Genomic DNA, 23,035 nt, shown 5'->3' on the forward strand with positions numbered 1-23,035 from the left:
TCCTCATTCCCTGCGCATCGTCCACACCTGGCCTCCGTTCCGGCTCCAGGTGGCTGGGGCACAATCGTAGCCATGCCACCCGACTCGCCAGCGGCGCCCTCACGGACCCCGACGCCCGCCCCGCCGCGGGTCGTGCCGGAGCAGATCGCTGCGCTGCGCGCGGACCTCACTGCCGCCTCCTACACGGTCGAGACCACCGAGGCCCTGCTGGGACCGGTCGCCGTCGCCGCCCTGCGCCGCGAGAATCCCGTGCCGGCCCGCCGTGCCCTGGAGGGCCGCACCGACGCCGCCGCCGTCCTCTTCCGCCTGTTCACCCTGGGAGCCGTGGTGCCCCGCTCCGTGATCCAGCGCGCACTGCCCACGCTGGGCGCCGACGGGGCGAGCGCGCTGGGCCTGCTGATCCCGGCCGCGTCACGGGAGACTCCCGGAGCTGCGGAGACCGCCGAGCCGCTGCTGCGCGCCGCCGTCGACCTCGCCCCGTATGCAGCCAGCGACGACGCCGGTCAGATCGCCTGGTGGATCGCCTCGGATCTCTCCGAGCTGGCCACCGGGCAGGCGCTGGGCCCCGACCATGTCCTCGGTATCGGCGGGGCCTCGCTCACCCTGGCGCGGATCACGCCGCGCACCCGGGTCGCCACCGTGCTCGATCTGGGCTGCGGCGGCGGGATCCAGGCGCTGCACGCCGCCCGGCATGCCGATCACGTCGTGGCCACCGATCTCTCACGGCGGGCGCTGGCCTTCGCCGCCTTCAACGCGGCGCTCAACGACGTCGAGATCGAGCTGCGACAGGGATCGCTCCTGGACCCGGTGGCCGGGGAGAGCTTCGACCTGATCGTCTCCAACCCTCCCTTCGTGATCACTCCGCGCGAGGCAGCGCAGGAGGAGGCTCGCTGGACCTACCGCGACGGCGGCCGCGCCGGGGATTCGCTGCTCGCCGAGCTGCTGGAGGCGGTCCCGGCACACCTGGCACCGGGCGGCAGCGCCGTGTTGCTCGGGAACTGGGAGATCTCCCGCGATCAGCCGTGGGACGCGCATCCGCGAGCCTGGCTCGATCCCGCGAGAGCCGACGGCGTGGACGCCTGGGTGATCCAGCGCGAGCAGGAGGATCCCGCCCAGTACGCGGAGACCTGGGCCCGTGACGGTGGCATCACCGAGCGCGACGCCCGCTGGTCCCCGCTGTTGGAGGCGTGGCTGGACGATTTCGCCGCGCGCGATGTGGAGGGCATCGGCTTCGGCTATCTGCTGCTGCGACGCCCGGACCACGGCGCCCGGCCGGTCCCTGCCCTGCCTCGCCCCGCAGTGCTGCGCACCGAACAGGCCGCGGGCACCGGGACCGGGTCCCTGGCCGCCCATCTCGCCGACGGCCTGGACGCGATCGACGAACTCGCGGCCCTGGATGACGACGCCCTGGCCGCCCTCCGCCCGGTGCGCGCAGCCGACGTCATCGAGCGGCGCCACCTCACGCCGGGCGCATGGGACCCCACGCTCATCGAACTGGCCCAGGGCGCCGGGTTCGCCCGCGTGGTCCGGGCCGACCAGATACTCGCGGCGACCGTCGGCGCACTGGATGGGACCCTTACCCTCGGTCAGGTCCTCGCCGCCGTATGCGCCCTGACCGACGCCGACGAGCACGAGTCCCGCGCGCGGGTCCTGCCGGCGGTGCGTGAACTCGTGATCAGCAGGATGGTGACTCTATGACCGCCGGACGCACCGCGACCGACCCCACCGGGGACCACAGCGCCGGGTCCCGCCGCCGCGTCGGCGGCCTCGCCCGGCCCCTGCTGTCGCTGCTGTCGGCAGCCGTCTGCGTCGCGGCGGTCACGCTGCTGGCGCGGACGGCCGTGGGCACCGCGAGCGGGCAGCGGCTGGACGAGCTGGCGCTGTCCGGTGCGCTCGACCACGAGGGCCGCCTGGCGCAGTACGCGGAACTGGCCGTGGGGACGGTCAGCCTGCCCGTGATCGCGGTGCTGCTGGCCCTCTCCCTGGTGCTGGTGCTGGTCCGCGGCCGGTGGCGCCTGCTGCTGCCGCTGGCGGTGCTGGTGGCGGGCGCGAATCTCACCACCCAGGTGGTCAAGCACTTCCTGGTCTCGCGCGAGCCGCTGGGGCTGGGCATCGAGATCACCCCGAACTCGTTCCCCTCCGGCCACACCACGCTCGCCGCGACGGCGGTGATCGCGCTGGTGCTGGCTTCCGGCGGCGCCCGGGCCGTGCTCGCCCCGCTGGGGACGGCGTGGACGGCGAGCGCAGGCATCGGGACGGTGGTACTGGGCTGGCACCGGCCCAGCGACGTCCTCGGCGCGCTCGTGCTGGTGGCGGCGTGGACGTTCCTGGTCCTCGCCCTCGACGGGCTGGGCACCAGGCGCCGCCTGGCTCGCAGTGCCCGGCGCACCGGGCACGGGCGCCGGCGCAGGGGCGCCCCGGGAGCGGACGTCGCCGGGCCGGACGGCTCCACGGGCCCCCTGTTGCGGCTGCGCACGAGCGCCGTCGATTCCGTGGTGGCGCTCCTGCTGGCTCTGGCCGGCCTGGCCGGGCTCGGCGTCGGGGGTTACGAACTCGTCTCATTGCAGCTGCCGCTGGACCTCCAGGACGGGGCCCAGCAGGCCACCGCGTTCTCCGCGATGGCCGCCGTCATCGGCGGGTGCACCGCTGCCTGGATGGCTCTGGTGCTGCTTCTGCGCACGCCGATCTCACACAGGACCCGCCCCGGCGAACGTGTACCGTGAACAATCGCCGAGCGCGCAGTACGTGCTCGGACAACCCTGACCTCGGCACCTTGCCACGGCGGACGGGCCGCGACGTCTCGCGGCGAGGAAGGACACAGCAACGTGACTGGCGGACGACATCTGGTGATCGTCGAGTCCCCGGCGAAGGCGCGGACGATCGGCCGCTACCTCGGGGACGACTTCATCGTCCAGGCATCGGTGGGACACATCCGTGACATCCCGGTGCCCCGCGACCTGCCCGCCGAGATGAAGAAGGGGCCCTACGGGAAGTTCGGGGTCGACGTCGAGGGCGGCTTCGAGCCCTACTACATCGTCAGCCCGGACAAGAAGAAGACCGTCGCGGACCTCAAGAAGGCCCTCAAGGACGCCGACACCCTCTACCTCGCCACCGATGAGGACCGCGAGGGCGAGGCGATCGCCTGGCATCTGCTGGAGACCCTCAAACCCAAGAAGTCCCTGCCGGTCAAGCGGATGGTGTTCCACGAGATCACGCGCGACGCGATCCTGGGGGCGCTGGAGAACACCCGCGAGATCGACTCCCACCTGGTCGACGCGCAGGAGACCCGCCGCATCCTGGACCGTCTGGTCGGTTTCGAGCTCTCCCCGGTGCTGTGGCGCAAGATCAAGCCCTCCCTGTCGGCCGGACGCGTGCAGTCCGTCGCGACCCGCCTCGTGGTCGAGCGCGAGCGCGAGCGGATGGCGTTCGTCCCCGCCGACTACTGGGACGTGACCGGCACCTTCGGCGCCGAGGCCGAGCAGTTCACCGCCAAGATCGCCACCGTCGACGGCTCGCGCGTCGCCACCGGCAGCGACTTCGCCGACGACGGCACCCTGAAGTCGCGGGCGCAGAACGCGACCGTTCTCACCGAGGCCTCCACCCGGGAGCTCGTCGAGACCCTGACCGACGCCCCCGCCACGGTCACCTCGCTGGATTCGAAGCCGTACACCCGCCGCCCCGCGGCGCCGTTCACCACCTCCTCGCTGCAGCAGGAGGCCTCCCGCAAGCTGCGCCTCGGTGCCCGGCAGGCGATGCGGATCGCGCAGTCGCTGTACGAGAACGGCTACATCACCTACATGCGTACCGACTCGGTGGCGCTGTCGGGAGAGGCCGTCAAGGCCTCCCGCGGCCAGGCCGCGGAGCTGTACGGCTCCCAGTACGTGCCGGACAAGCCGCGCTATTACCAGACCAAGTCCCAGAACGCGCAGGAGGCGCACGAGGCGATCCGCCCCGCCGGGGATCGTTTCCGCACTCCGGCCGAGGTCTCCGGATCCCTCTCGGGCGATGAGTTCCGCCTCTACGAACTGATCTGGAAGCGCACCGTCGCCTCGCAGATGGCCGACGCCAAGGGCACCACCTCCACCGTCGAGCTGCTGGTCGAAAGCGGGGAGCGCGCCGCGACCTTCCGTGCCTCCGGCACCGTGATCACCTTCCGCGGCTTCCTGGCCGCCTACGAGGAGGGCCGGGACGCCACGCGGTACAAGGAGGACTCCGACAGCGGCAGCGACAAGCGCCTGCCGCTGATGGAGGAGGGCCAGACGCTCGATACCCGCGAGCTGGTCCCGGACGGGCACAGCACCACCCCTCCCCCGCGCTACACCGAGGCCTCGCTGGTGCGAGCGCTCGAGGAGCGCGGGATCGGCCGCCCCTCGACCTTCGCCTCCACCGTGGCGACCGTCCAGGATCGCGGCTACGTGCTGCGCCGCGGCACCGCCCTGGTGCCCAGCTGGACCGCGTTCGCCGTCGTCCGTCTGCTCGAGGAGCATTTCGGAGCGTTCATCGACTACGACTTCACCGCTCAGATGGAGGAGCAGCTGGACCGCATGGCCCGCGGTGAGCTGGGCCGGGCGCAGTACCTGGAGGACTTCTACCTCTCGGACGGGTCCGAGGGGCCCATCGGGCTGAAGCCCATGGTCGACGATCTCGGCGACATCGACGCCCGCGCCATCAACAGCATCGAGATCGGCGAGGGCATCACTCTGCGCGTGGGCCGCTACGGCGCCTACGTCGAACGCCAGCCCCGCGACGAGAACGGCGAGCCGATCGAGGGCGGCGAGCCACAGCGCGCGTCCGTCTCCGATGACATCGCGCCGGACGAACTGACCGTCGAGGTCGCCTCCGAGCTGCTCGAACGCGCCAAGGACGACGGCCGTGTGCTGGGAGTGGACCCCGAGACCGGGCACGAGCTCGTCGCCAAGGACGGTCGCTTCGGCCCCTACATCACCGAGATCCTGCCGGAGGCCGACGAGGGCGCGGAGGGGACGGCGAAGAAGTCGACGGCCAAGAGCAAGAAGCCCAAGCCGCGCACGGCCTCGCTGCTGAAGTCCATGGATCTGGCGACCGTGACCCTCGAGGACGCGCTGAAGTTGCTGAGCCTGCCCCGCGTCGTCGGCACCACGGAGGACGGCACGGAGATCACGGCGCAGAACGGTCGCTACGGCCCCTACCTGAAGAAGGGCTCGGACTCGCGCTCCCTCGAGAGCGAGGAGCAGCTGTTCACGATCACCATGGAGGAGGCGGAGAAGCTCTACGCCCAGCCCAAGACGCGCGGCCGGGCGGCCGCGAAGCCCCCTCTGAAGGAGCTGGGCACCGATCCCACCAGCGAGAAGCCGATCGTGATCAAGGACGGGCGCTTCGGCCCGTACATCACCGACGGCTCCACCAACGTCTCGCTGCGCTCGAGCGAATCGGTCGAGGAGATCACGGAGAAGGTGGCCGTGGAGAAGCTCGCGGAGAAGCGGGCGAAGGGTCCGGCCAAGAAGCCGGCCGCCCGCCGCTCCACCTCCAAGAGCTCGACGACCAAGGGCTCGACGTCCAAGGGTTCGACGACCCGGAAGAAGAGCACCACGACGAAGAAGTGAGTCCCTCGGGGCCGGCACGCGGCATTCCGCGCGCCGGTCCCGGGCCTCCGGATACCGGGCCCCGGGCTCCAGACCCCGGGATCCCATGATTCCGGGCGGACGAGGACCGAACGGTCGGCACCGAGGTGCAGGTTTCCCGGTTCCTTCCTCATTACCCCTCTTCGCGCCATGACCTGGGCGTAGTATGAACGCAGCAACATCCCCATCACCGTTGATGAAGGAGTTCTGTCATGCGTTCACATCTTTCCCGCCGCACCGTCATGGGCGGCGCGGCGACGGCCACCGCGCTCGGACTCGCCGGGTGCCTGCAGAATCCTGAGAACTCCGGCGGCAGCGGCGGCTCCGATGGCGGCGGGGGCGGGGGCGGTTCCGCCGGAGGCAGCCCGGGCGACGGTGTGGTCGCGATCCTGGGAAACTTCGGCGGCGTCGAGGCCGAAGGGTTCAACGCCGCGCTCAAGAGCTTCACCGACGAGAGCGGCATCAGCGTCGAGTACACCTCCGACCAGGACTTCGCGAACTCCATCCGCACCCGGGCGAGTGCGGGCGATGCGCCGGACATCGCTCTGTTCCCGCAGCCCGGTGGGCTGCTCGAACTCGCCGCCGACGGCCACATCGCCCCGATCGGCGACGTGCTGGATGTGGACTCGCTGGAGTCCTCGCTGATCCCCGGCTTCCTGGAGGCCGCCACGGCGGAGGACACGATCTACGGCGCACCGATCCGCCTGGCCGTGAAATCCCTGGTCTGGTATCCCGCGGCGGCCTACGCCGACGGCGGCTGGAGCACCGAGCCGGCCACTCTGCAGGAGCTGCAGGGCATCGCCGACGAGATCAAGGCCTCCGGAACGGCCCCGTGGGCGGATGCCTGGAACGCCGATCAGGCGACCGGCTGGGTGGGCACCGACTGGCTCGAGGAGTTCATCCTGCGCATGCACGGGCCGGAGTTCTACGACCAGTGGACCTCTCATGAGGTGCCCTTCAACGACCCCAAGGTGGTCGAGGCCCTCGACGCGCTCGGGGAAGTGCTCAAGACCGAGGGCAACGTGCTGGGCGGCTCCGAGACCATCCTGAACACCGACTTCTCCGAGGCCTCCCTGCCCCTGTTCGAGGACCCGCCGCGAGCAATGCTCCACCGCCAGGGCAACTTCGTGACCGGGTTCTTCCCCGAGGACGTGCAGGCAGACCTCGACAACGCCGTCGGCGTCTTCGCGCTGCCGCCCTGGGAGGGCGGCTTCGATGGCCAGCCCATCCTCGGCGGCGGGGATCTGGCCGCGCTGTTCGCCACCGAGGACGACGAGGCGAAGCAGGTCATGGAGTTCATCACCTCGAGCGACTTCGGCGGCGAGTGGGCCCAGGCCGGCGGCTGGCTGAGCCCGCACCAGAGCTTCGACAACTCCCACTACGCCGACGAGACCACCCGCCGGGTCGCGGACATCGCCTCGAATGCGGAGGTCTTCCGCTTCGACGGCTCGGATCTGATGCCCGGCCCCGTCGGCAGCGGCAGCTTCTGGACCGCGATGAACCAGTGGGTCGGCGGGGACAAGACGTCCCAGGAGGTCCTGGACGACGTCGAGGCATCATGGCCCCAGTGAGCAGCGCTGCTGCCCGCCCCCAGGAGCCCGATCCGGCTCCGGGAGCGGGCTCCGGCGCTGCGAGTTCAGCGGGGGGACCGGGCTCTTCGGGCTCGGCAGATCCGTCGGCTCCGTCGGCTCCGTCGTACTCGACGGCGAAGCCGCTGCGGATCCTGATCGGCGCCGTCGGCCTCGCGGTCACCGCGTGGGCGGTGTGCACCCTGTTCCTGGCGTTCGCGTACTACCCCGCCTGGTTCGGCGGCAGCGACGTGATCATCGGGCTGACCGGCCTGGTCGTCGGCATCGGCGGCGCGGTGCTGTTCTTCCTGTTCCTGAACATGGCGATCGAGGGATTGCCGGGCCGGTTCTCGCGGGGCCTGATCCCCTACGCGTTCCTGCTGCCCGGCTTCTCCCTGATCGCGGTGATGCTGGTGTACCCGACGGTCCAGACCGTCGTGTACTCCTTCGCCAACAACGACTCCACGCAGTGGACGGGGCTGGAGAACTATGCCGCGATCTTCTCCTCGAACGGCTTCTGGCAGGCGCTGATCAACAACCTCCTGTGGGTCGTCGTGGTGCCCGTGGTGACCGTCGCGTTCGGTCTGATGGTCGCCGTGCTCGCGGACAAGCTCTCCCCGACCGGGGAGAAGACCGCGAAGTCGTTCATCTTCCTGCCGATGGCGATCAGCTTCGTCGGGGCCTCGACGATCTGGGGTCTCATCTACGCCTATGACTCCCCCGGCTCGCAGCAGACGGGCGTGCTGAACGCGATCGTCGTCGGCCTCGGCGGAGAGCCGCAGCCGTGGATGCAGATCAGCGAGGGCCGCCTGAACTCGCTGCTGCTGATGGTGATCCTGATCTGGCTGCAGACGGGCTTCGCGATGGTGCTGCTGAGCTCGGCGATCAAGGCCGTGCCCGAGGACACCGTCGAGGCGGGGCGCATCGACGGCGCCGGCGAGATGCGCATCTTCTGGCAGATCGTCTTCCCGCAGGTGCGCGGCACCGTCCTGGCCGTATTCATCACGGTGCTGATCGTGGTGCTGAAGGTGTTCGACATCGTCTACGTCATGACCAACGGCCGCAACAACACCGATGTGATCGCGAACCTGTTCTTCCGCAAGCTGTTCACCGAGCAGCGAGCCGGAGAGGCAGCCGCGGTCGTGGTGGTGCTGCTGATCCTGGTGATGCCGGTGGTGTTCTACCAGGTGCGGGCCTACAAGCAGCAGGAGGCGCAGCGATGAGCGCACGCATGGCGGACGGCCGCCGCCGCTCCCCGGCCGCCATCATCGTGATGATCCTGCTCGGGGTGCTGTGGACCATCCCGACGCTCGGCATGCTGATCACGAGCTTCCGCAGCCGCACCGACGCCGCCACCTCCGGCTGGTGGACCGCCGTGCTGAGCCCCTTCGGCGCGGACTGGACGCTGGCCAACTACCAGCGGCTGTTCGAGAGCACCGCCCTGGGCTCCTCGCTGCTGAACTCGGTCGTCGTGGCCGTCCCCGCGACGGTGCTGCCGATCATGTTCGCCGCCTTCGCGGCGTACGCGTTCACCTTCACCCGCTTCCGCGGCAAGGAGCTCGCGTTCATCCTCATCGTGGCGCTGATGGTGGTGCCGATCCAGGTCGCCTTCCAGCCCCTGCTGAACCTGCTGGGACCGCGGGGACTGGGCATCTCCGGGGAGTTCGTGGCCGTGTGGCTGCTGCACTCGGGCTTCGGGATGCCGCTGGCGATCTACATCCTGCGCAATTACATGAGCGGGCTGCCGTGGTCGGTGATCGAGAGCGCGAAGATCGACGGGGCCTCGCACTACCAGACCTTCTGGCGACTGGTGGCTCCGATGTCGATGCCCGCGATCGCCGCCTTCGCCACCCTGCAGTTCCTGTGGGTGTGGAACGACCTGCTGATCGCACGCCTGTTCCTGGGCGGCGGCGCCAACACCACCATCATCGTGGCCCTGCAGCAGCTGCTGGGCACCCAGGGACAGGGCGCGGAGCTGCTGACCGCCGGCGCGTTCCTGTCGATGCTGATCCCGCTGATCGTGTTCTTCTCGCTCCAGAACTTCCTGGTGCGAGGCATGACGGCGGGCTCGGTGAAGGGCTGAATCGGATCACGGGGAGGCCGCCCCGGCGCAGTCTCGAGCGGCGCGCCGCGGTATCTCGGACGGCGCGCCACGGAGTGCGGATTCAGCCGAGGGCGGACCTCTCCTCCCCATCGTCCACCATGGCAGTGGACGTCGGACGCGCTGGGTAGATTGGAGTCATGAGCGAGACCGCCGACCCCCGAGGCGCCGAGGCCCAGAACTCCCTGGCCCTGCCTGCCTCCACCGTCCCCGACCCGGCCACCGCGCCCGGCCTGCGCTGGGGCGTGATCTCTCCCGGTCACATCGCCGGGCAGTTCACCGCGACCGCACATCGCGCGACGGCCTCCCCAGTGGTCTCCGTCGTCTCCCGCTCGGCGGAGCGCGCCGAGGCGTTCGCCGCCACGCACGGCATCGAGCAGGCGTTCACCTCGGTGGCCGACATGCTCGCCGCCGGCGGCCTGGACGCCGTCTACGTCGCCTCTCCCCACGCCCAGCACCATCAGCTGACCCGGCCCGTCCTCGAAGCCGGCATCCCGGTGCTGGTCGAGAAGTCCTTCACCCTCAGCGGCAGCCAGGCCCGCGACCTGCTGGAGGTGGCTCGTGCGCGCGGCACCTTCGCCATGGAAGCGATGTGGGCACGCTTCCTGCCGCAGTACGACGTGCTGCGGCAGGTCATCGCCTCGGGTCTGCTCGGCGAGGTGATCGAGGTCGCCGCCGATCACGGCCAGTCCTTCCCCGAGGACCCGGCCCACCGCATGTACGCCTCGGAGCTCGGCGGCGGCGCCCTGCTCGATCTCGGGGTCTACCCGGTCTCCTTCGCACAGATGGTCCTCGGCGATCTCACCGAGCTCGCGGTCCGCGGCGACCTCACCTCGACCGGCGTCGACGCCTACCTCGCCGTCCTGGCCCGCGGGGCCGGCGGTGGCCGCGCCCGGCTCTCGAGCACCCTGCTGGCGCGCACCCCCACCGAGGCCGTGGTCAGCGGCACGCTCGGCGCGGCGCGGCTGTCCGGCCCGTTCTTCGCGCCCGGCACTCTCACCGTCTCCCTGCTGGACGGCCGCACGGCGAGCTTCGAGCATCCCGGTGCGCCCGGCGACGGCATGGCCTACGAGATCGCCGAGGCCGCCCGCCGGGTCACCGCAGGAGACCTCGAATCCCCGCTCATGAGCTGGGCGGATACCCTGAGCGTCATGGACACGATGGACACCGTGCGCGCCGAGCTCGGCGTGGTCTACCCCGGGGAGGAGCGCGCGTGAGCATCCTCGAGACCGCCCGCGGTCTGCGCATCCCCTCACCGCATCCCCCGCGCCGAGGGGTGTTCATCTCCTTCGAGGGCGGCGACGGAGCGGGCAAGTCCACCCAGATGGCGATGCTGCGCGACCACCTGGTCAGCGAGCGCTCGGTCTCCGAGGAGCTGATCCTGACCACCCGTGAGCCCGGCGGCACCCCCCTGGGGGCGCGCATCCGGGAGCTGCTGCTGCACGGAGAGCACGTCGATCCCCGCGCGGAGGCGCTCCTGTACGCCGCCGACCGCGCCCACCACATCTCCACGCTGGTGCGCCCCCACCTCGCCCGCGGCGGACTCGTGCTCGGCGACCGGTACCTCGACTCCTCGATCGCCTACCAGGGTGCGGGCCGGGACCTGGAGCCCGACTCGATCAGCTCGCTGTCGCTGTGGGCGGCCGACGGACTCCTCCCCCACCGCACGATCCTGCTCGACCTGCCCCCGGAGGTTCTGGGCACGCGCCGGGAAGCGGCCGGCCGTGATCGTCTCGAGCAGGCCGGCGAGGATTTCCACGCCACGGTGCGCCAGGAGTTCCTGGACCTGGCCGCGGCCGACGAGGAGCGCTTCGCGGTGATCGACGGAACCCGACCGCGCGAGGAGGTCCACGCCGAGGTGCTCGAGGCCGTCGCCGAGGTGCTGGACCTCTTCGACCCCACCTTCGAGGAGCTCCCGCACACCTCGCACCGGGACGAGCTGTGACCGCGCCGGGAACGCACCTGCCCGCCGGCCCTCCTGGCGGGGGCCACTTCGATCCGGCCTCCGGCGTGTGGGCCGACGTGGTCGGGCAGGAGGCCGCCGTCGCACAGTTCCGGCGTGCGGCGTCCCCGGAGGGCTCCCTCGCCCAGGCCTGGCTGATCACCGGCCCGCCCGGTTCGGGGCGGTCCACGGCGGCACGGGCCTTCGCCGCCACGCTCGAGTGCGAGCAGGGCACCGGCTGCGGGCAGTGCCGGGCCTGCCGGACAGTGCTGGCCGACACCCATCCGGATGTCACCGTGGTCGCGACCGACAAGCTCTCGATCGCGAAGGAGGAGGTCAGGGCTCTGGTCATGACCGCCCAGCGGTCCCCGGCCACCGGGCCGCGCCGGGTGGTGATCATCGAGGACGCCGATCGGATGAGCGCGGGCACCTTCAACGTGCTGCTGAAGTCCATCGAGGAGCCCCCGCCCTCGACCGTGTGGATGCTCTGCGCGCCCTCGGCCGAGGACCTCGCACCCACCATCAGGTCGCGCTGTCGGGTGGTGACCCTCGCGGTGCCGTCCTCGGACGTGGTCGCCGAGCTGCTGCGGCGCCGCGACGGCGTGGACGAGCAGCTCGCCGTGCGGGCGGCCCGCGCCGCGCAGGGACACATCGGTCTCGCCCTGCGCTACGCCACGCAGGAGGGCGCTCTGGCGGCGCGTGAGGACTCCGCGCGCACGCTCCTGGGTCTGCGCAGCACCGGAGAGGCGGTGCTGGCCGCGCAGTCGCTGGTGGACCGGGCGACCGCGGAGGCCAAGGAGCATGCCGATGCCGTCGCGACCGAGGAGAAGGAGCGTTTCCTGCGCTCTGCGGGCGTGGATAACGGGAAGGTGCCGCCTGCCCTGCGGGCGCAGGTGCGTCAGCTCGAGGAGGATGCCAAGCGGCGCCAGACCCGGCTGGTGCGCGACGTGCTGGATCGCTATCTGCTCGATGCGCACTCGGTGCTGCGCGATGTGCTCAGCCGCCAGCTCGGCACCTCCAGCGAGCTGGTCAACATCGAGGTCGCCGAGGAGGTCGAACGGACCGCGGCGAACGGCTCCGGGACGATCACCCTGGGACTGCTGGATGCGGTGGGGCAGGCTCGGGCCCGGATCAGCGGGAACGTGCCGCCCCTGCTCGCGATCGAGGCGCTGCTCTCGCGCGTCGCCGTCTCTCTGCGCTGACGCACGCCCGCGAGGAGCTGCGCTGGCGCGCGTCCGCGAGGAGCTGCGCTGGCGCGCGTCCGCGAGGAGCTGCGCGGGCAGGCGCGTCGGCGAGGAGTCAGGCCTGCGGCGTCTCGGAGGCCTCCGTGCTCGACTCGGCGTTCGCGTCGGCCGCCGGCTTGGCGTCCGGTGTCGCGGCAGCGTTCTCCTCGTCGGCGGCAGAATCGGCCTCGGGCACGTCGGTCAGCGTCCTGGACGCCGCCCCGACTTCCGTCGGCTCAGCGGCCTCGGCAGCACTCGCCGGCGCCGTCTTCTCGGCACCGCTCGCCGACTCGGCGTTCTCGTCGGCGCTCGCCGGCTCAGTGGTCTCTGTGGGCCCGACGGAGGCCGGGTCCTCGACATCGAGCTCCTCGACGCCCACGGGACCGGCACCGGACCGCTGGATCTCGCGATCCTCGTCCTCCTGGCCGGTCTCGGAGTGCGCCCCGCAGCCGTACCCGAGGTGGACGACCCTGCCGTCGGCCGGGGACCACTCGTTGGTGCACACGCCGAACTCGCCGCGCAGGGAGCCGGCGAGCTGGGTGAGGAAGCCGCAGCTGCTGCAGGTGGCGGACACGGTGCCGCGGCGACCGCGGCTCGAGGTCTGACGGGGGCCGAAGTCGCTCTCCAGCCAGCGCTCGGCGGCGTCGGACCGGCCGTGCGGGGAGAGCACCCGCGGGCGGCCCAGGCCCAGCTCCCACAGCGCGACGCGGTCGGCGTCCTCGTCCCCGGTGGCCTCGTAGCCGGGCTCGAGCCGTTCGTCCTGCTCGTGGAAGGGGAGCAGATCGTCGGCGCCGATGTCCTCGGGCTTCAGACGCTCGGACCACGGCTCCCATTCGGGGGCGAGGATGGCGTCCTCGCCGGGCAGCAGCGCGGTCTCCGCCACGGTCGGCACCTTCGCGCGCGGTGCGCGGGCGATCACCGAGACCCAGGACCAGCCGCGGTAGCCCGGCATGGTGCATTCGAAGACATGGGTGACCAACCGCTCGCCACTGGCCTCGACGCGCAGGTGCTCACCGACCTGGCCGGGCTCGGTGACCTCGAGCAGCGCCTCGCGGGCGAGCTCGACGGCGTCGGCCGCGACCGCGTCCAGCCGGGGCCGGGCGGTGCGGGTGCGACGGGGGGCGATGGTCGACTGCGTCATGTATTCAGGCCTCGAAGTTGTCGGCGACGGCGCGGAGCACGGTGGAGATCTTCTGTGCGTGCGCGCGATCGGGGTAGCGGCCCTGGCGGAGGCCGTTGGATGCATCGTCCAGCAGACGGATGAGGTCCTCGACCATGCCCGCCATCTCGTCGGGCTTGGGACGGCGCGCGCGGCTCACCGACGGGGCGGGCTCGAGCATGCGCAGCGCGAGCACCTGCGGGCCGCGACGGCCGTCGACGATGTCGAAATCGACCTTGGTCCCGGGGCGGAGCGTGGCGACTCCCTCGGGCAGGGTCGAGGCGTGCACGTAAACACTCTGTCCGTCCTCGTCATCGAGGATGAAGCCGAAGCCCTTCTCGGCGTCGTAGAACTTCACCTTGCCGCGTGGCACGTGGATCCCATCCTTGTCTGCTGGTGTCGGTCTGCTGGTTCTGGAAGTCCGGGCGCGCGCGGAGCCGGGTTCGGGTCCGACGGGTTCTGCGTGCACGCACCCTGCATGCGTTCGGGCATGCAGTCGGCCGCCGGAGACCGTCCGGCAACGATCCAGTCTAGCGCGTGCAGTCCAGGCCGTGGCGAGCGCGCTCGACGCGGGTGACGTCGGGCACCGCTCGGGTGGTCGGCGGCGGCGCCTGCATGGTCAGCGGCGCCGCTGCGCCGGGATCTCGCGGGTGGGGGCCGTCCGCGCAACGGGCTCCAGACCCATCCCGGTCAGCACGTTCTCCAGGATCATGGCGGTGAAGCCCCACACGAAGGCGTCCTCGGGCAGCTCGAAGACGGGGCCGACGGGGACGCCGCCGAGCAGGCCGCGCCGCCGGTGCGCGGGATCGCTCAGGGAGCCGGGACCGGTCAGCGACGCCCACACCACGCGCTCCACCTCGATCGGATCCTGGACACCCAGCGCAGGGGCGACGGGGGTCCAGGCCAGCACCGGGGTGACCCGCTGGCCGCGCCAGGGCATCGGGATCGGTGCGAACGCCCCGAGCACCCGTACGTCATCGGGGTCCAGGCCGGTCTCCTCCTGCGCCTCGCGCAGCGCGGTCTCCACATCGTCGTCGTCCCCCGCGTCCCGTCCCCCGCCGGGCAGGGAGAACTGGCCGGGCTGGGAGCGCAGCGCGTTGCCCCGCTCCTCCAGGACGATCCGGGCGTCCTCGATCCCCGTCCCGGCGACCAGGATCAGCACGGCGCTGCGGCGCTCCTGGTCGGTGCCGCGGGCGGGGTCGCGGGGATCGGGGTCGCGGGTGACCAGCACGTCGCCGCTGCGCGCCCGGTCGGCGAGGGACGACAGGAACGGCGGGGTCCGTGCGCCGCCGCTGCGCGGTGGGTGCGGAGCGCTCGCGCCTCTCATACGGCGCCTGCGCTCGGACACACGTCGGCCAGGACGCAATCGGGGCAGCGCGGTGACCTCGCCGTGCAGATCCGGCGCCCGTGCAGGATCAGCCGCAGCGAGAGCGCCGCGAGATCCTCCTCCGGCTCCTGCGGATGCTCCGCGCGGTCAGTGAGCTCCGCGGGCGGCTCCGCGGACTCCGTGCGTGCCTCGCCGGACGCCGTGCTCTGCGGGCCGGCCGGCGGACTGCTGCGCACAGCGGCGACCACGTCCTCCTCCACGGCCCGGGGGTCGGTGGCCGCGGTCCACCCCAGGCGGCGGGCGAGCCGGCCGACGTGCGTGTCGACGGCCAGCAGGGAGCGACCGAACCATGCGCCCCGCACGACGTGCGCGGTCTTGCGCCCCACACCGGGCAGCGCCTCGAGCGCCGCCTGATCGTCGGGCACCTCGCCGCCGTGCTCCGCGAGCAGCCCTCGGGCGAGACCGATGATGCGACGCGCCCGGGTCGGACCCATTCCCAACGGACGGACCACGTCGGTGACCTCGCTCTCCTCGGCCGCGGCCAGGGCGGCCGCGTCGGGCCAGGCGGAGAACAGCTCCGGAGTGACGGAGTTGACCCGCACATCGGTGGTCTGGGCGGACAGCACCGTCGCGACCAGGAGTTCGAACGCGTCGCGGTGCTCGAGTTCCGTGCGTGCGTCCGGGTACAGCTCCCGCAGCCGGGCGCTGACCTCGGCGGCTCCGGCCGGCCCTGCGGGCGTCGGCGCGGCGCCCGCGGACGGGGTCGGCGTGGGCATCAGGACTGCTCCTCGTGGGAAGGTGGCGGGCCCCGGTGGCGCAGGCGCGATAGTGTTCCCCCATCATGTGACTGTGACCACCGCTGTTGGTTGCATCGGTCACAATGGGTAGCACAGCACGGTCCCGGACGTCCGGGGCCCCACCATCAGGAGGTTCCGTGGACGAGAACATCGTACGGTCATCGCCGCTGTTCGCTGCGCTCGACGAGGACGGCAAGCAGGCCGTGCTGGCGTCGATGAAGCAGGAGGACTATCACCGCAGCGCCATCATCTTCCGGGAGGGCGATCCGGGCGACCGGCTCTTCATCATCGGCTCAGGCAAGGTCAAGGTCGGCCACGCCTCGGGCGACGGCCGCGAGAATCTCCTCGCGGTGCTCGGCCCGGGCGAGACGCTCGGCGAGCTGTCCCTGTTCGACCCGGCCCCCCGCAACGCGACCGCGACCGTGGTCGCCGAGTCGGTGCTGTACTCGCTCTCGCAGCAGGATCTGTACCGGGTGCTCGCGCAGCGCCCCGAGGTGGGCCGTCACCTGCTCGCCTCGCTGGCTCGGCGTCTGCGCAAGACGAACGAGTCGCTCGCCGACCTGGTCTTCGCCGACGTCCCGGGCCGCGTGGCCAAGAACGTGCTCGACCTCGCCCAGCGCTTCGGTCGCCAGACCGACGACGGCGTGATGGTCGCGCACGGCCTCACCCAGGAGGAGCTGGCCCAGCTGGTCGGGGCGTCCCGCGAGACGGTGAACAAGGCGCTGGCGGACTTCGCCTCGCGCGGCTGGATCCGGCTGGAGGCACGCGCCGTCCTGATCTCGGACGTCGAGCGTCTGCGTCGCCGCGCCCGCTGACTCGGGCCGGCGCCGCCAACCTCGGACCACCGCCACGCCGGACCGAGACGTCGAATCCCCTGATATGTGCCACGACCGGCACATATCAGGGGATTCGACGTTGCGCGGCCGGTGTGTCCTCGTCGGCAGGCGGGCCCGCGGCGCCAGGGCGGGCGAAAGCGCCCTCGGGCGGGCAGGCCGGCCGGCGCGAACCGGTCGGTCAGCCGAGGCCAGAGGGTCAGCTGATGCCAGACGGCCAGCCGAGGCCGGGCGGTCCGAGCCGCATGTCCCGGCCCGCCTCAGTTCCCCTCGGCCAGATGCTCCAGCGTGGCGCGCAGGTTCCAGCGCGCCGCCTCCTGCAGCGACGCGGGAAGATCAGGGCCATAGACGGAACGCACCAGTCGGTCCAGGGTGAGGACGCCTGCCGTGCGCGCCCGACGGACCTGCTCGATGCGCTCCTCGCGATGCGAGATCGCCTCTTCGATGGCCGCCAGCGCGGCGGGCGGCGACTCGTAGGCCGGGCCGTGACCGGGGTGGATCGAGCCGATCCGGCCGTCGAGAGCCATCGCGCGCAGGATCGCGAGCGATTGCAGGTAGTCACCGAGCAATCCGCCGTCGTCGGGCACGATCACCGTCGAGGAGCCTCCCAGCAGCGTGTCGCCGCTGAGCAGCCGGCCGCCGTCGAGCAGCACGGCCGCGGAGTCCGCGGTGTGACCGGGCAGGTGGATGATGTGTCCGAACGTGCCGTGGTCGCTCTCCAGGCTGGAGGGCAGGGGCCGGGAGCCGGGCACGGCCACCTGGTCCGCGGCCAACAGCGGCACCTCGCGGCCGCTGCGGGCTGCGAGCTGGCGAGCCAGTGTCGCCGCGCCGGCGGTGTGGTCCAGGTGTCGGTGGGTGACCAGCACGCCCATGGGCCGTGCGTCCTCGCCGCAGCTGACCAGCAGCTCGGCGAGGTGCTCGGGGTCCTTGGGGCCCGGGTCGACCACCCACACCTGGTCACCGTCGCGGATCACGTAGCTGTTGGTGCCGCTGAGGGTCATCGGCCCCGGGTTCGATGCGGGGACCGCCAGCAGTTCGACGGCGGGTCCTGCCGGGTCCCGCTGCGATTCGTCGTCGGACACGGCAGGGCCTCAGCCGGCGGGGACGGAGACGGGCGCGGGGCCCGGCACGAGCGGGGAGTCCACTTCCACCAGGAGATCCAGCTCCACCGGCGCATCCAGCGGCAGCACGGCCACTCCGACGGCGCTGCGCGCGTGCCGGCCGGCGTCGGCGAACACCGCGCCGAGCAGCTCGCTGGCGCCGTTGATCACCGCGGGCTGCGCGGTGAAGCCGGGTTCGGAGGCGACGTATCCGGTCAGCTTCACGATGCGCACCACGCGGTCGAGGTCTCCGGTGAGGTCCTCGATGGCGGCGAGGGCGTTGAGGCAGCAGGTCGCGGCGAGCTCGGCGGCCTGTTCCGGGGTCACGTCGGCGCCGACCTTGCCCGTGCGCGGCAGGACGCCGTCGACGAACGGAAGCTGGCCGGAGGTGTGCACGTGGACACCGGTCGCCACGGCCGGCACGTAATCGGCCACCGGCGCGGCGACAGCGGGCAACGAGAGCCCGAGCTCCTCCAGGCGAGCCCGGACGCGGGGGCCGGTGGTGGCGCCCTGCGCTGCGGCGGCCACCGGCTCAGGCCTCGGCGAGAGGACGCTTGAGGTAGGCGACCAGGTTCTCCGGGTTCGGCCCGGGCACGACCTGGACCAGCTCCCAGCCCTCCTCGCCGTAGTTGTCGAGGATCTGCTTGGTCGCGTGGATCAGCAGCGGAACGGTGAGGTACTCCCAGCGGGTGTGCGTGCTCATGGGGCGAGCCTACCGGCCACGGCCTGCTCCCGGGCCTCGCGGGACCGCCCCGTGGACACGCGCCCGAGCGGGTGGACATGCCCCGACCGGCCAGCTGCGACCGGTCAGCTGCCTACGGCTTCCTGCGAGGCACGCCGCAGCACGGCGGACCAGTCGCTGACATCGGGATGCCGGCGCAGCAGCCGCCGGCGCTCCCGCTCCGTCATCCCGCCCCACACCCCGAAGTCCACACGGTTGTCCAGCGCGTCGGCCAGACATTCCGTCCGGACGGGGCAGGAGCCACAGGTGGTCTTGACCGCATGCTGCTCCGCGCCCTGCACGAAGAATCCGTCCGGATCCATGCTCACGCAGGCGCCGCGTGCCGCCCAGCTCGAATCTGCGCTGATGGGAGTCCCCCCGATGCTCATCTGCGTCCCCTTCCCGGGTCCTCGTCGACCCGTTTTGTCCATACTCTAGGGAGACCCACGCCACATCGCAAAACCCGGCCACTGACCGCGAGCACTCCTCGAGCAGCAGCGACCCGAGGACCCGGCCCGGTCTCGCGTTGTGAAGATTCCTCGGCCACCGGCCCGGCGTCTGGCCCTGCGTCCCGTGCCCGCCGTACTCTTGGATCATGGCCAGCACTCCGTCCAGCTCCGGTTCCGGACGCTCCCTTCCCGTCGCCCTGGCGCAGTCCCTGTACCTGCTGCTGGGGATGATCGCCGTCTCGGCGCTCGGCGGCGTACTTCTGGCCGCCTTCTTCTTTCCCGCCGTCTCGGCCACCTCCGCGATCGCCGAGGACGGGGTGGAGCTGTTCGAGTCCTACCCGACCGAGCTCGAGGTCGAGCCGCTGAACGAGGCGAGCCGGATCGAGGCCGCTGACGGGTCGCTGCTGGCGACCTTCTACACCGAGAACCGCATCATGGTGCCGCTCGAGGAGATCTCGCCGCACATGCAGCATGCGGTGATCGCGGTCGAGGACCGCCGGTTCTACGAGCACGGCGGTGTGGACCCGAAGGGCCTGGTGAGGGCGTTTGCGAGCAATGCTGCCGGCGGCGCCACCCAGGGCGGGTCGACGCTGACCCAGCAGTACGTCAAGAACGCCCTGCTGATGGACGCGGTCCAGCGCGGCGACCAGGAAGACATCAAAGAAGCCACGGAACAGACCTACGGGCGCAAGGCGCGAGAGGCGAAGCTGGCGATCTCGCTGGAGAAGCGCTGGAGCAAGGACGAGATCCTCAACGCCTACCTCAACGTCGCCCAGTTCGGCCCGTCGCAGTATGGCGTCGAGACCGGCTCGCGGCATTACTTCTCGAAGAATGCCGCGGATCTGAATCCGGGCGAGGCGGCGCTGCTGGCGGGGGTCACCAACGGTCCGAACCAGTACGACCCGGTCAGCCACCCGGAAGCGGGTGAGAAGCGCCGCAACGAGGTCCTGGCGGACATGCGCCGTGAAGGCTTCATCACCGACGAGGAGTACACGAAGTACTCCGAGCAGCCGATCGAGGACATGCTCCAGATCCAGAATCTCCGGGCCGGTTGTGCCGATGCGGAGGGCAGCGGGTTCTTCTGCGACTACGTCACCCGCACGCTGCTCAACGACCCGGAGTTCGCCCCGACGTACGAGGAGCGCCAGAAGCTGCTCTACGGAGGCGGGCTGACCATCCGCACCACGCTGGATCCCTCGACGCAGGCGGCCGCCGAGGAGGTTCTGCAGCGCCGGGTCCCGGGGGATGCGCAGCACGGCTTCGGCCACTCGATCGTGACCGTCGAGCCGGGCACCGGCAACATCCTCACGATGGCCGAGAACCGTACGTTCAACCCGTACGACGAGGTCAATCCGGGTGAGACGGCGATCAACTACAACGTCCCCAAGGCCCTCGGCGGCTCCAGCGGCTTCCCCGTCGGCTCGACGTTCAAGCCCTTCGTGCTCCAGGAATGGCTGGAGACCGGGCACGGGATCATGGACAAGGTCGCCACCGGCCGCGAGACGATGCCGAGCTTCCCGGCCAAGTGCCTCTCCCGGGGGGCATGGCGGGAGAGCCCCGGATACAACCCGGACAACGCCGTCTCCGTGGACATCGCCCCGATGGAGACCGCGCTGAACTCGACGAAGTTCTCGATCAACACCGCGTACGCGAACATGGCCCGGCAGCTGGATCTGTGCGACATCGCCGAGGGCGCCCGCGACATCGGCGTGGTCCCGGCGACGCATAATCCGTACGACCAGGCCACCTGGGATGCCGGCATCGAGGACGTCTACGGCACCGAGCTGGCGCCGTCCGTCGTGGTCCTCGGCGAGGTGCGCATCTCGGCGCTGGACATGGCCAGCGCGTATGCGACCTATGCCGCCGGCGGGACGTACTGCAAGCCGCAGGCGGTCACCGAGGTCATCGACCGCAACGGCGAGGCCATGCCGATCTCCGGGGCCGAGTGCCATCAGGCGGTGGACAAGAAGGTCGCCGACACCATGGCCTGGACCCTCGAGCAGGACCTCGAGGACCCCCGCGCCACCGGCAAGGGCAAGATCATCGAGGGCCACCCCGCCGGCGGCAAGACCGGCACCTCCGGCTCCCAGTTCCACACCTGGTACGTCGGCTTCACCCGCCAGATGTCCACCGCCGTCTGGTTCGGCCACCCGCAGGCGAACGTCCGCCCCGCGGGCTTCCCGGTCGATGGCGAGATGCTGCGCAGCGGGAAGGTGTGGGGCAACACCGTCTCCCTGCCCACCTGGCAGGAGTACATGAGCCGCGTCCACGAGGGCCTGCCCAGCGAACCCTTCCCGTCCGCACCGGCCTCGACCAAGCAGCCGGGGACCGAGGCGGTCCAGAAGGGCGTGGTGCCCGACGTCTCCGGCATGGTCCTCTCCGAGGCCCAGTCGACGCTCGAGGCCGCCGGCTACAGGGTCGAGATCACGAAGGAGCCCTCCGGCACGGTGGGCGAGTGGTTCGTGATCGGCACGGAGCAGCCCCCGGGCACGAGCCTGCCCGAGGGCGAGACGGTCGTCGTCCGCCAGTCCACCGGGCAGGGCTGACGTGCGGCCGGTCCCCGCGGCCGCGGGCGCAGTGGGCCTTGCCGGCCTCGGCGCCGCCGCGGCGGCGCACGTGTGGTCGCGTCACGTCGAGATCCACCGCTTCACGCTGCGGGAGGCGGAGCTGCGGATCCTCCCGCCCGGTACCCGCACCATCCGGGTCCTCCACCTCAGCGACATCCATCTGATGCCGGACCAGGAGCGCAAGCTCGCGTTCCTGCGCCATCTGGCCGCACTGCGGCCGCACCTGGTCATCGACACGGGCGACAACATCTCCTCGGCCGCTTCGGTGCCGGTGCTGGCCGAGGCCCTCGATCCGCTGCTGCAGCGCCCGGGCGCTTTCGTGATGGGCTCCAACGACATGTTCGCCCCCTCGCCCAAGAACCCTGCACGCTACCTGCTGCCCGATGCACGCCCCGAAGGCCTCACCGACCCCAAGGAGCCGACGCTGCCGACGCCCTACCTGGCGCGCGTGCTCTCGGCCCACGGCTGGAAGGACCTGACCAACACCCGGGCGACCATCGAGCTCGGCGGGCTCGAGATCCGCCTGGTGGGCGTGGATGATCCGCATCTGGACCGGGACCGCGTCCCCGAGCCGGCCCAGGAGCCGCCGCCGGCGCACGGGCACGTGCTGCGTCTCGGGGTCGCCCACGCGCCCTATCGGCGCGTGCTGGATGCGTTCGTGGCCGACGGGGCCGAGCTGATCCTCGCCGGCCACACCCACGGCGGCCAGCTGCGCCTGCCGGGCATCGGCGCGCTGGTGACCAACTGCGACCTGCCCCGCCGGCAGGCCCGCGGGCTCTCCTCGTGGCACGGCGTCCCGCTGAACGTCAGCGCCGGGCTCGGTGCGAGCCCCTATTCGAACTACCGCCTGCTGACCCCGCCCGAGGCGACGTTGCTCACGTTGCGCGCACCGGCGCCCGCCAGGGGGACCTGACACCCGCGCGCCCCTGCTAAAGTTGCTCCTCGGTGAACCGCTTCGGCGAGGATCCTCCGGGGTGTAGCGCAGCTTGGTAGCGCGCCTCGTTCGGGACGAGGAGGTCGCAGGTTCAAATCCTGTCACCCCGACCATGTGATGTCGCAGGACATCGGCATGGCCCGAACCCACGCAACGTGGGTTCGGGCCTTTGTCATCTCTGCTGTGGTTGGTAGTCGCGGGTGGGGTCGATGATGAGCTCTCTGAGGACTTCTCCGGTGGTGGCGTCCAGGACGGTGGCGTGGAGGTCCTGGCTGAGGATCAGGACGCGGGTTCCCCTGTGGGGTCGGCCGATGCCGATGTGGTGCATGCGTCCGTTCACTCGCAGGGTCACCGTCCCGCCGGTGTCGACGACGTCGTCCCGGACGCGTTCGTGGGTCGGCGTGGGAATTGCATCATCGGGTCCGGCTTTGGGCATGGAGCCATAGAGCGCAGCCGGGACGGCCTGGTGGGGCAGGGAGCGGTGTGGCCTGTGCTCGTTGTAGACCTGCTGGAACCGGTCCAACAGGGACTGCAGCTGCGTGAGGGTCCCGGGCTGATGGGGCTGGGCCCGCAGCCACCTCTTCATCGTCTGCTGGAACCGCTCGACCTTCCCCTGGGTCTGCGGATGGCCGCCCCGGCCGTTGATCTGACGGATGTGCCAGGAGGCCAGCAGGGCTTCGAACCCGTTGCGTCCGGGGCGACCGCTGAAGCGGG

General features: G+C 71.3%; 21 protein-coding genes and 1 tRNA gene. 13 read left to right on the forward strand and 9 right to left on the reverse strand.

Features of this window, described 5'->3' with window-relative positions; translation table 11 throughout:
* Window positions 1–72: 72 nt before the first annotated feature.
* From AC5020_RS11345 to AC5020_RS11385, 9 genes are all read left to right on the forward strand, one after another.
* Window positions 73–1,698, forward strand: coding sequence for a DUF7059 domain-containing protein (locus AC5020_RS11345; RefSeq protein ID WP_464988363.1), 1,626 nt, complete (start codon window positions 73–75; stop codon window positions 1,696–1,698).
* Complete coding sequence (locus AC5020_RS11350) at window positions 1,695–2,723, forward strand: phosphatase PAP2 family protein (RefSeq protein WP_464988364.1); 1,029 nt, start codon at window positions 1,695–1,697, stop codon at window positions 2,721–2,723. Before AC5020_RS11345 ends, AC5020_RS11350 begins: the two co-directional genes overlap by 4 nt.
* A gap of 102 nt (window positions 2,724–2,825) precedes the next feature.
* A complete protein-coding gene (gene topA, locus AC5020_RS11355; RefSeq protein ID WP_464988365.1) occupies window positions 2,826–5,582 on the forward strand; it encodes a type I DNA topoisomerase in 2,757 nt (918 codons plus the stop codon).
* Between the two features lie 230 nt (window positions 5,583–5,812).
* Window positions 5,813–7,171 (forward strand): ABC transporter substrate-binding protein, encoded by a 1,359-nt coding sequence (locus tag AC5020_RS11360; RefSeq protein ID WP_464988366.1) that lies wholly within the window; start codon window positions 5,813–5,815, stop codon window positions 7,169–7,171.
* The gene (locus tag AC5020_RS11365; RefSeq protein WP_464988367.1) at window positions 7,168–8,391 is read left to right on the forward strand and encodes a carbohydrate ABC transporter permease; all 1,224 of its coding nucleotides are present in this window, start codon (window positions 7,168–7,170) and stop codon (window positions 8,389–8,391) included. The genes AC5020_RS11360 and AC5020_RS11365 overlap by 4 nt, the downstream gene beginning before the upstream one ends.
* Window positions 8,388–9,251: a carbohydrate ABC transporter permease gene (locus AC5020_RS11370; RefSeq protein ID WP_464988368.1), complete on the forward strand. Its 864-nt coding sequence runs from the start codon at window positions 8,388–8,390 to the stop codon at window positions 9,249–9,251. Before AC5020_RS11365 ends, AC5020_RS11370 begins: the two co-directional genes overlap by 4 nt.
* A gap of 158 nt (window positions 9,252–9,409) precedes the next feature.
* On the forward strand, window positions 9,410–10,486 hold the full coding sequence (locus tag AC5020_RS11375) for a Gfo/Idh/MocA family protein (protein ID WP_464988369.1): 1,077 nt from the start codon (window positions 9,410–9,412) through the stop codon (window positions 10,484–10,486).
* Entirely contained in the window at window positions 10,483–11,214 is a 732-nt protein-coding gene (gene tmk, locus AC5020_RS11380) for a dTMP kinase (RefSeq protein WP_464988370.1), read from the forward strand. Before AC5020_RS11375 ends, tmk begins: the two co-directional genes overlap by 4 nt.
* On the forward strand, window positions 11,211–12,413 hold the full coding sequence (locus tag AC5020_RS11385; protein WP_464988371.1) for a DNA polymerase III subunit delta': 1,203 nt from the start codon (window positions 11,211–11,213) through the stop codon (window positions 12,411–12,413). The genes tmk and AC5020_RS11385 overlap by 4 nt, the downstream gene beginning before the upstream one ends.
* A gap of 97 nt (window positions 12,414–12,510) precedes the next feature.
* Here AC5020_RS11385 and AC5020_RS11390 read toward each other — a convergent pair whose 3' ends face one another.
* From AC5020_RS11390 to AC5020_RS11405, 4 genes are all read right to left on the reverse strand, one after another.
* On the reverse strand, window positions 12,511–13,575 hold the full coding sequence (locus tag AC5020_RS11390) for a DUF3027 domain-containing protein (RefSeq protein ID WP_464988372.1): 1,065 nt from the start codon (window positions 13,573–13,575) through the stop codon (window positions 12,511–12,513).
* Between the two features lie 4 nt (window positions 13,576–13,579).
* A complete protein-coding gene (locus tag AC5020_RS11395; protein WP_377018322.1) occupies window positions 13,580–13,966 on the reverse strand; it encodes a cold-shock protein in 387 nt (128 codons plus the stop codon).
* 246 nt (window positions 13,967–14,212) lie between these two features.
* On the reverse strand, window positions 14,213–14,920 hold the full coding sequence (locus AC5020_RS11400; protein WP_464988373.1) for an NUDIX hydrolase: 708 nt from the start codon (window positions 14,918–14,920) through the stop codon (window positions 14,213–14,215).
* Complete coding sequence (locus AC5020_RS11405; protein WP_464988374.1) at window positions 14,917–15,696, reverse strand: endonuclease III domain-containing protein; 780 nt, start codon at window positions 15,694–15,696, stop codon at window positions 14,917–14,919. Before AC5020_RS11405 ends, AC5020_RS11400 begins: the two co-directional genes overlap by 4 nt.
* Window positions 15,697–15,854: 158 nt before the next feature.
* Here AC5020_RS11405 and AC5020_RS11410 point away from each other — a divergent pair, with 158 nt between their 5' ends.
* Complete coding sequence (locus AC5020_RS11410) at window positions 15,855–16,532, forward strand: Crp/Fnr family transcriptional regulator (protein WP_377018325.1); 678 nt, start codon at window positions 15,855–15,857, stop codon at window positions 16,530–16,532.
* 278 nt (window positions 16,533–16,810) lie between these two features.
* Here the strand turns inward: AC5020_RS11410 and AC5020_RS11415 are convergent, their stop codons facing one another.
* From AC5020_RS11415 to AC5020_RS11430, 4 genes are all read right to left on the reverse strand, one after another.
* Window positions 16,811–17,632 carry an MBL fold metallo-hydrolase gene (locus AC5020_RS11415; RefSeq protein ID WP_464988375.1) on the reverse strand — a complete coding sequence of 274 codons (822 nt, stop codon included), beginning with the start codon at window positions 17,630–17,632 and terminating at the stop codon, window positions 16,811–16,813.
* A gap of 9 nt (window positions 17,633–17,641) precedes the next feature.
* Entirely contained in the window at window positions 17,642–18,178 is a 537-nt protein-coding gene (locus tag AC5020_RS11420; RefSeq protein ID WP_464988376.1) for a RidA family protein, read from the reverse strand.
* A gap of 4 nt (window positions 18,179–18,182) precedes the next feature.
* Window positions 18,183–18,353, reverse strand: coding sequence for a Sp36 family protein (sp36, locus tag AC5020_RS11425; RefSeq protein ID WP_377018328.1), 171 nt, complete (start codon window positions 18,351–18,353; stop codon window positions 18,183–18,185).
* 104 nt (window positions 18,354–18,457) lie between these two features.
* Entirely contained in the window at window positions 18,458–18,760 is a 303-nt protein-coding gene (locus AC5020_RS11430; RefSeq protein WP_377018329.1) for a WhiB family transcriptional regulator, read from the reverse strand.
* 206 nt (window positions 18,761–18,966) lie between these two features.
* Here AC5020_RS11430 and AC5020_RS11435 point away from each other — a divergent pair, with 206 nt between their 5' ends.
* From AC5020_RS11435 to AC5020_RS11445, 3 genes are all read left to right on the forward strand, one after another.
* Complete coding sequence (locus AC5020_RS11435) at window positions 18,967–21,366, forward strand: transglycosylase domain-containing protein (RefSeq protein WP_464988377.1); 2,400 nt, start codon at window positions 18,967–18,969, stop codon at window positions 21,364–21,366.
* Between the two features lies 1 nt (window position 21,367).
* Complete coding sequence (locus tag AC5020_RS11440) at window positions 21,368–22,300, forward strand: metallophosphoesterase (RefSeq protein WP_377803744.1); 933 nt, start codon at window positions 21,368–21,370, stop codon at window positions 22,298–22,300.
* A 57-nt stretch (window positions 22,301–22,357) separates the two neighbouring features.
* Window positions 22,358–22,434 (forward strand) — tRNA-Pro (locus AC5020_RS11445).
* 59 nt (window positions 22,435–22,493) lie between these two features.
* On the opposite strand, the gene AC5020_RS11450 is transcribed toward AC5020_RS11445, so the two are convergent.
* A partial coding sequence (locus AC5020_RS11450; RefSeq protein ID WP_464988378.1) for an integrase core domain-containing protein occupies window positions 22,494–23,035 on the reverse strand: 542 nt, incomplete at its 5' end.

This window comes from Brachybacterium sp. SYSU DS0246, from assembly GCF_059391765.1.

Coding starts and splice junctions, on each gene's coding strand:
- AC5020_RS11345 (WP_464988363.1), top strand. CDS start 73: ATGCCACCCGACTCGCCAGCGGCGCCCTCACGGACCCCGACGCCCGCC.
- AC5020_RS11350 (WP_464988364.1), top strand. CDS start 1,695: ATGACCGCCGGACGCACCGCGACCGACCCCACCGGGGACCACAGCGCC.
- AC5020_RS11360 (WP_464988366.1), top strand. CDS start 5,813: ATGCGTTCACATCTTTCCCGCCGCACCGTCATGGGCGGCGCGGCGACG.
- AC5020_RS11370 (WP_464988368.1), top strand. CDS start 8,388: ATGAGCGCACGCATGGCGGACGGCCGCCGCCGCTCCCCGGCCGCCATC.
- AC5020_RS11375 (WP_464988369.1), top strand. CDS start 9,410: ATGAGCGAGACCGCCGACCCCCGAGGCGCCGAGGCCCAGAACTCCCTG.
- AC5020_RS11390 (WP_464988372.1), bottom strand. CDS start 13,575: ATGACGCAGTCGACCATCGCCCCCCGTCGCACCCGCACCGCCCGGCCC.
- AC5020_RS11400 (WP_464988373.1), bottom strand. CDS start 14,920: ATGAGAGGCGCGAGCGCTCCGCACCCACCGCGCAGCGGCGGCGCACGG.
- AC5020_RS11405 (WP_464988374.1), bottom strand. CDS start 15,696: ATGCCCACGCCGACCCCGTCCGCGGGCGCCGCGCCGACGCCCGCAGGG.
- sp36 (WP_377018328.1), bottom strand. CDS start 18,353: ATGAGCACGCACACCCGCTGGGAGTACCTCACCGTTCCGCTGCTGATC.
- AC5020_RS11430 (WP_377018329.1), bottom strand. CDS start 18,760: ATGAGCATCGGGGGGACTCCCATCAGCGCAGATTCGAGCTGGGCGGCA.
- AC5020_RS11435 (WP_464988377.1), top strand. CDS start 18,967: ATGGCCAGCACTCCGTCCAGCTCCGGTTCCGGACGCTCCCTTCCCGTC.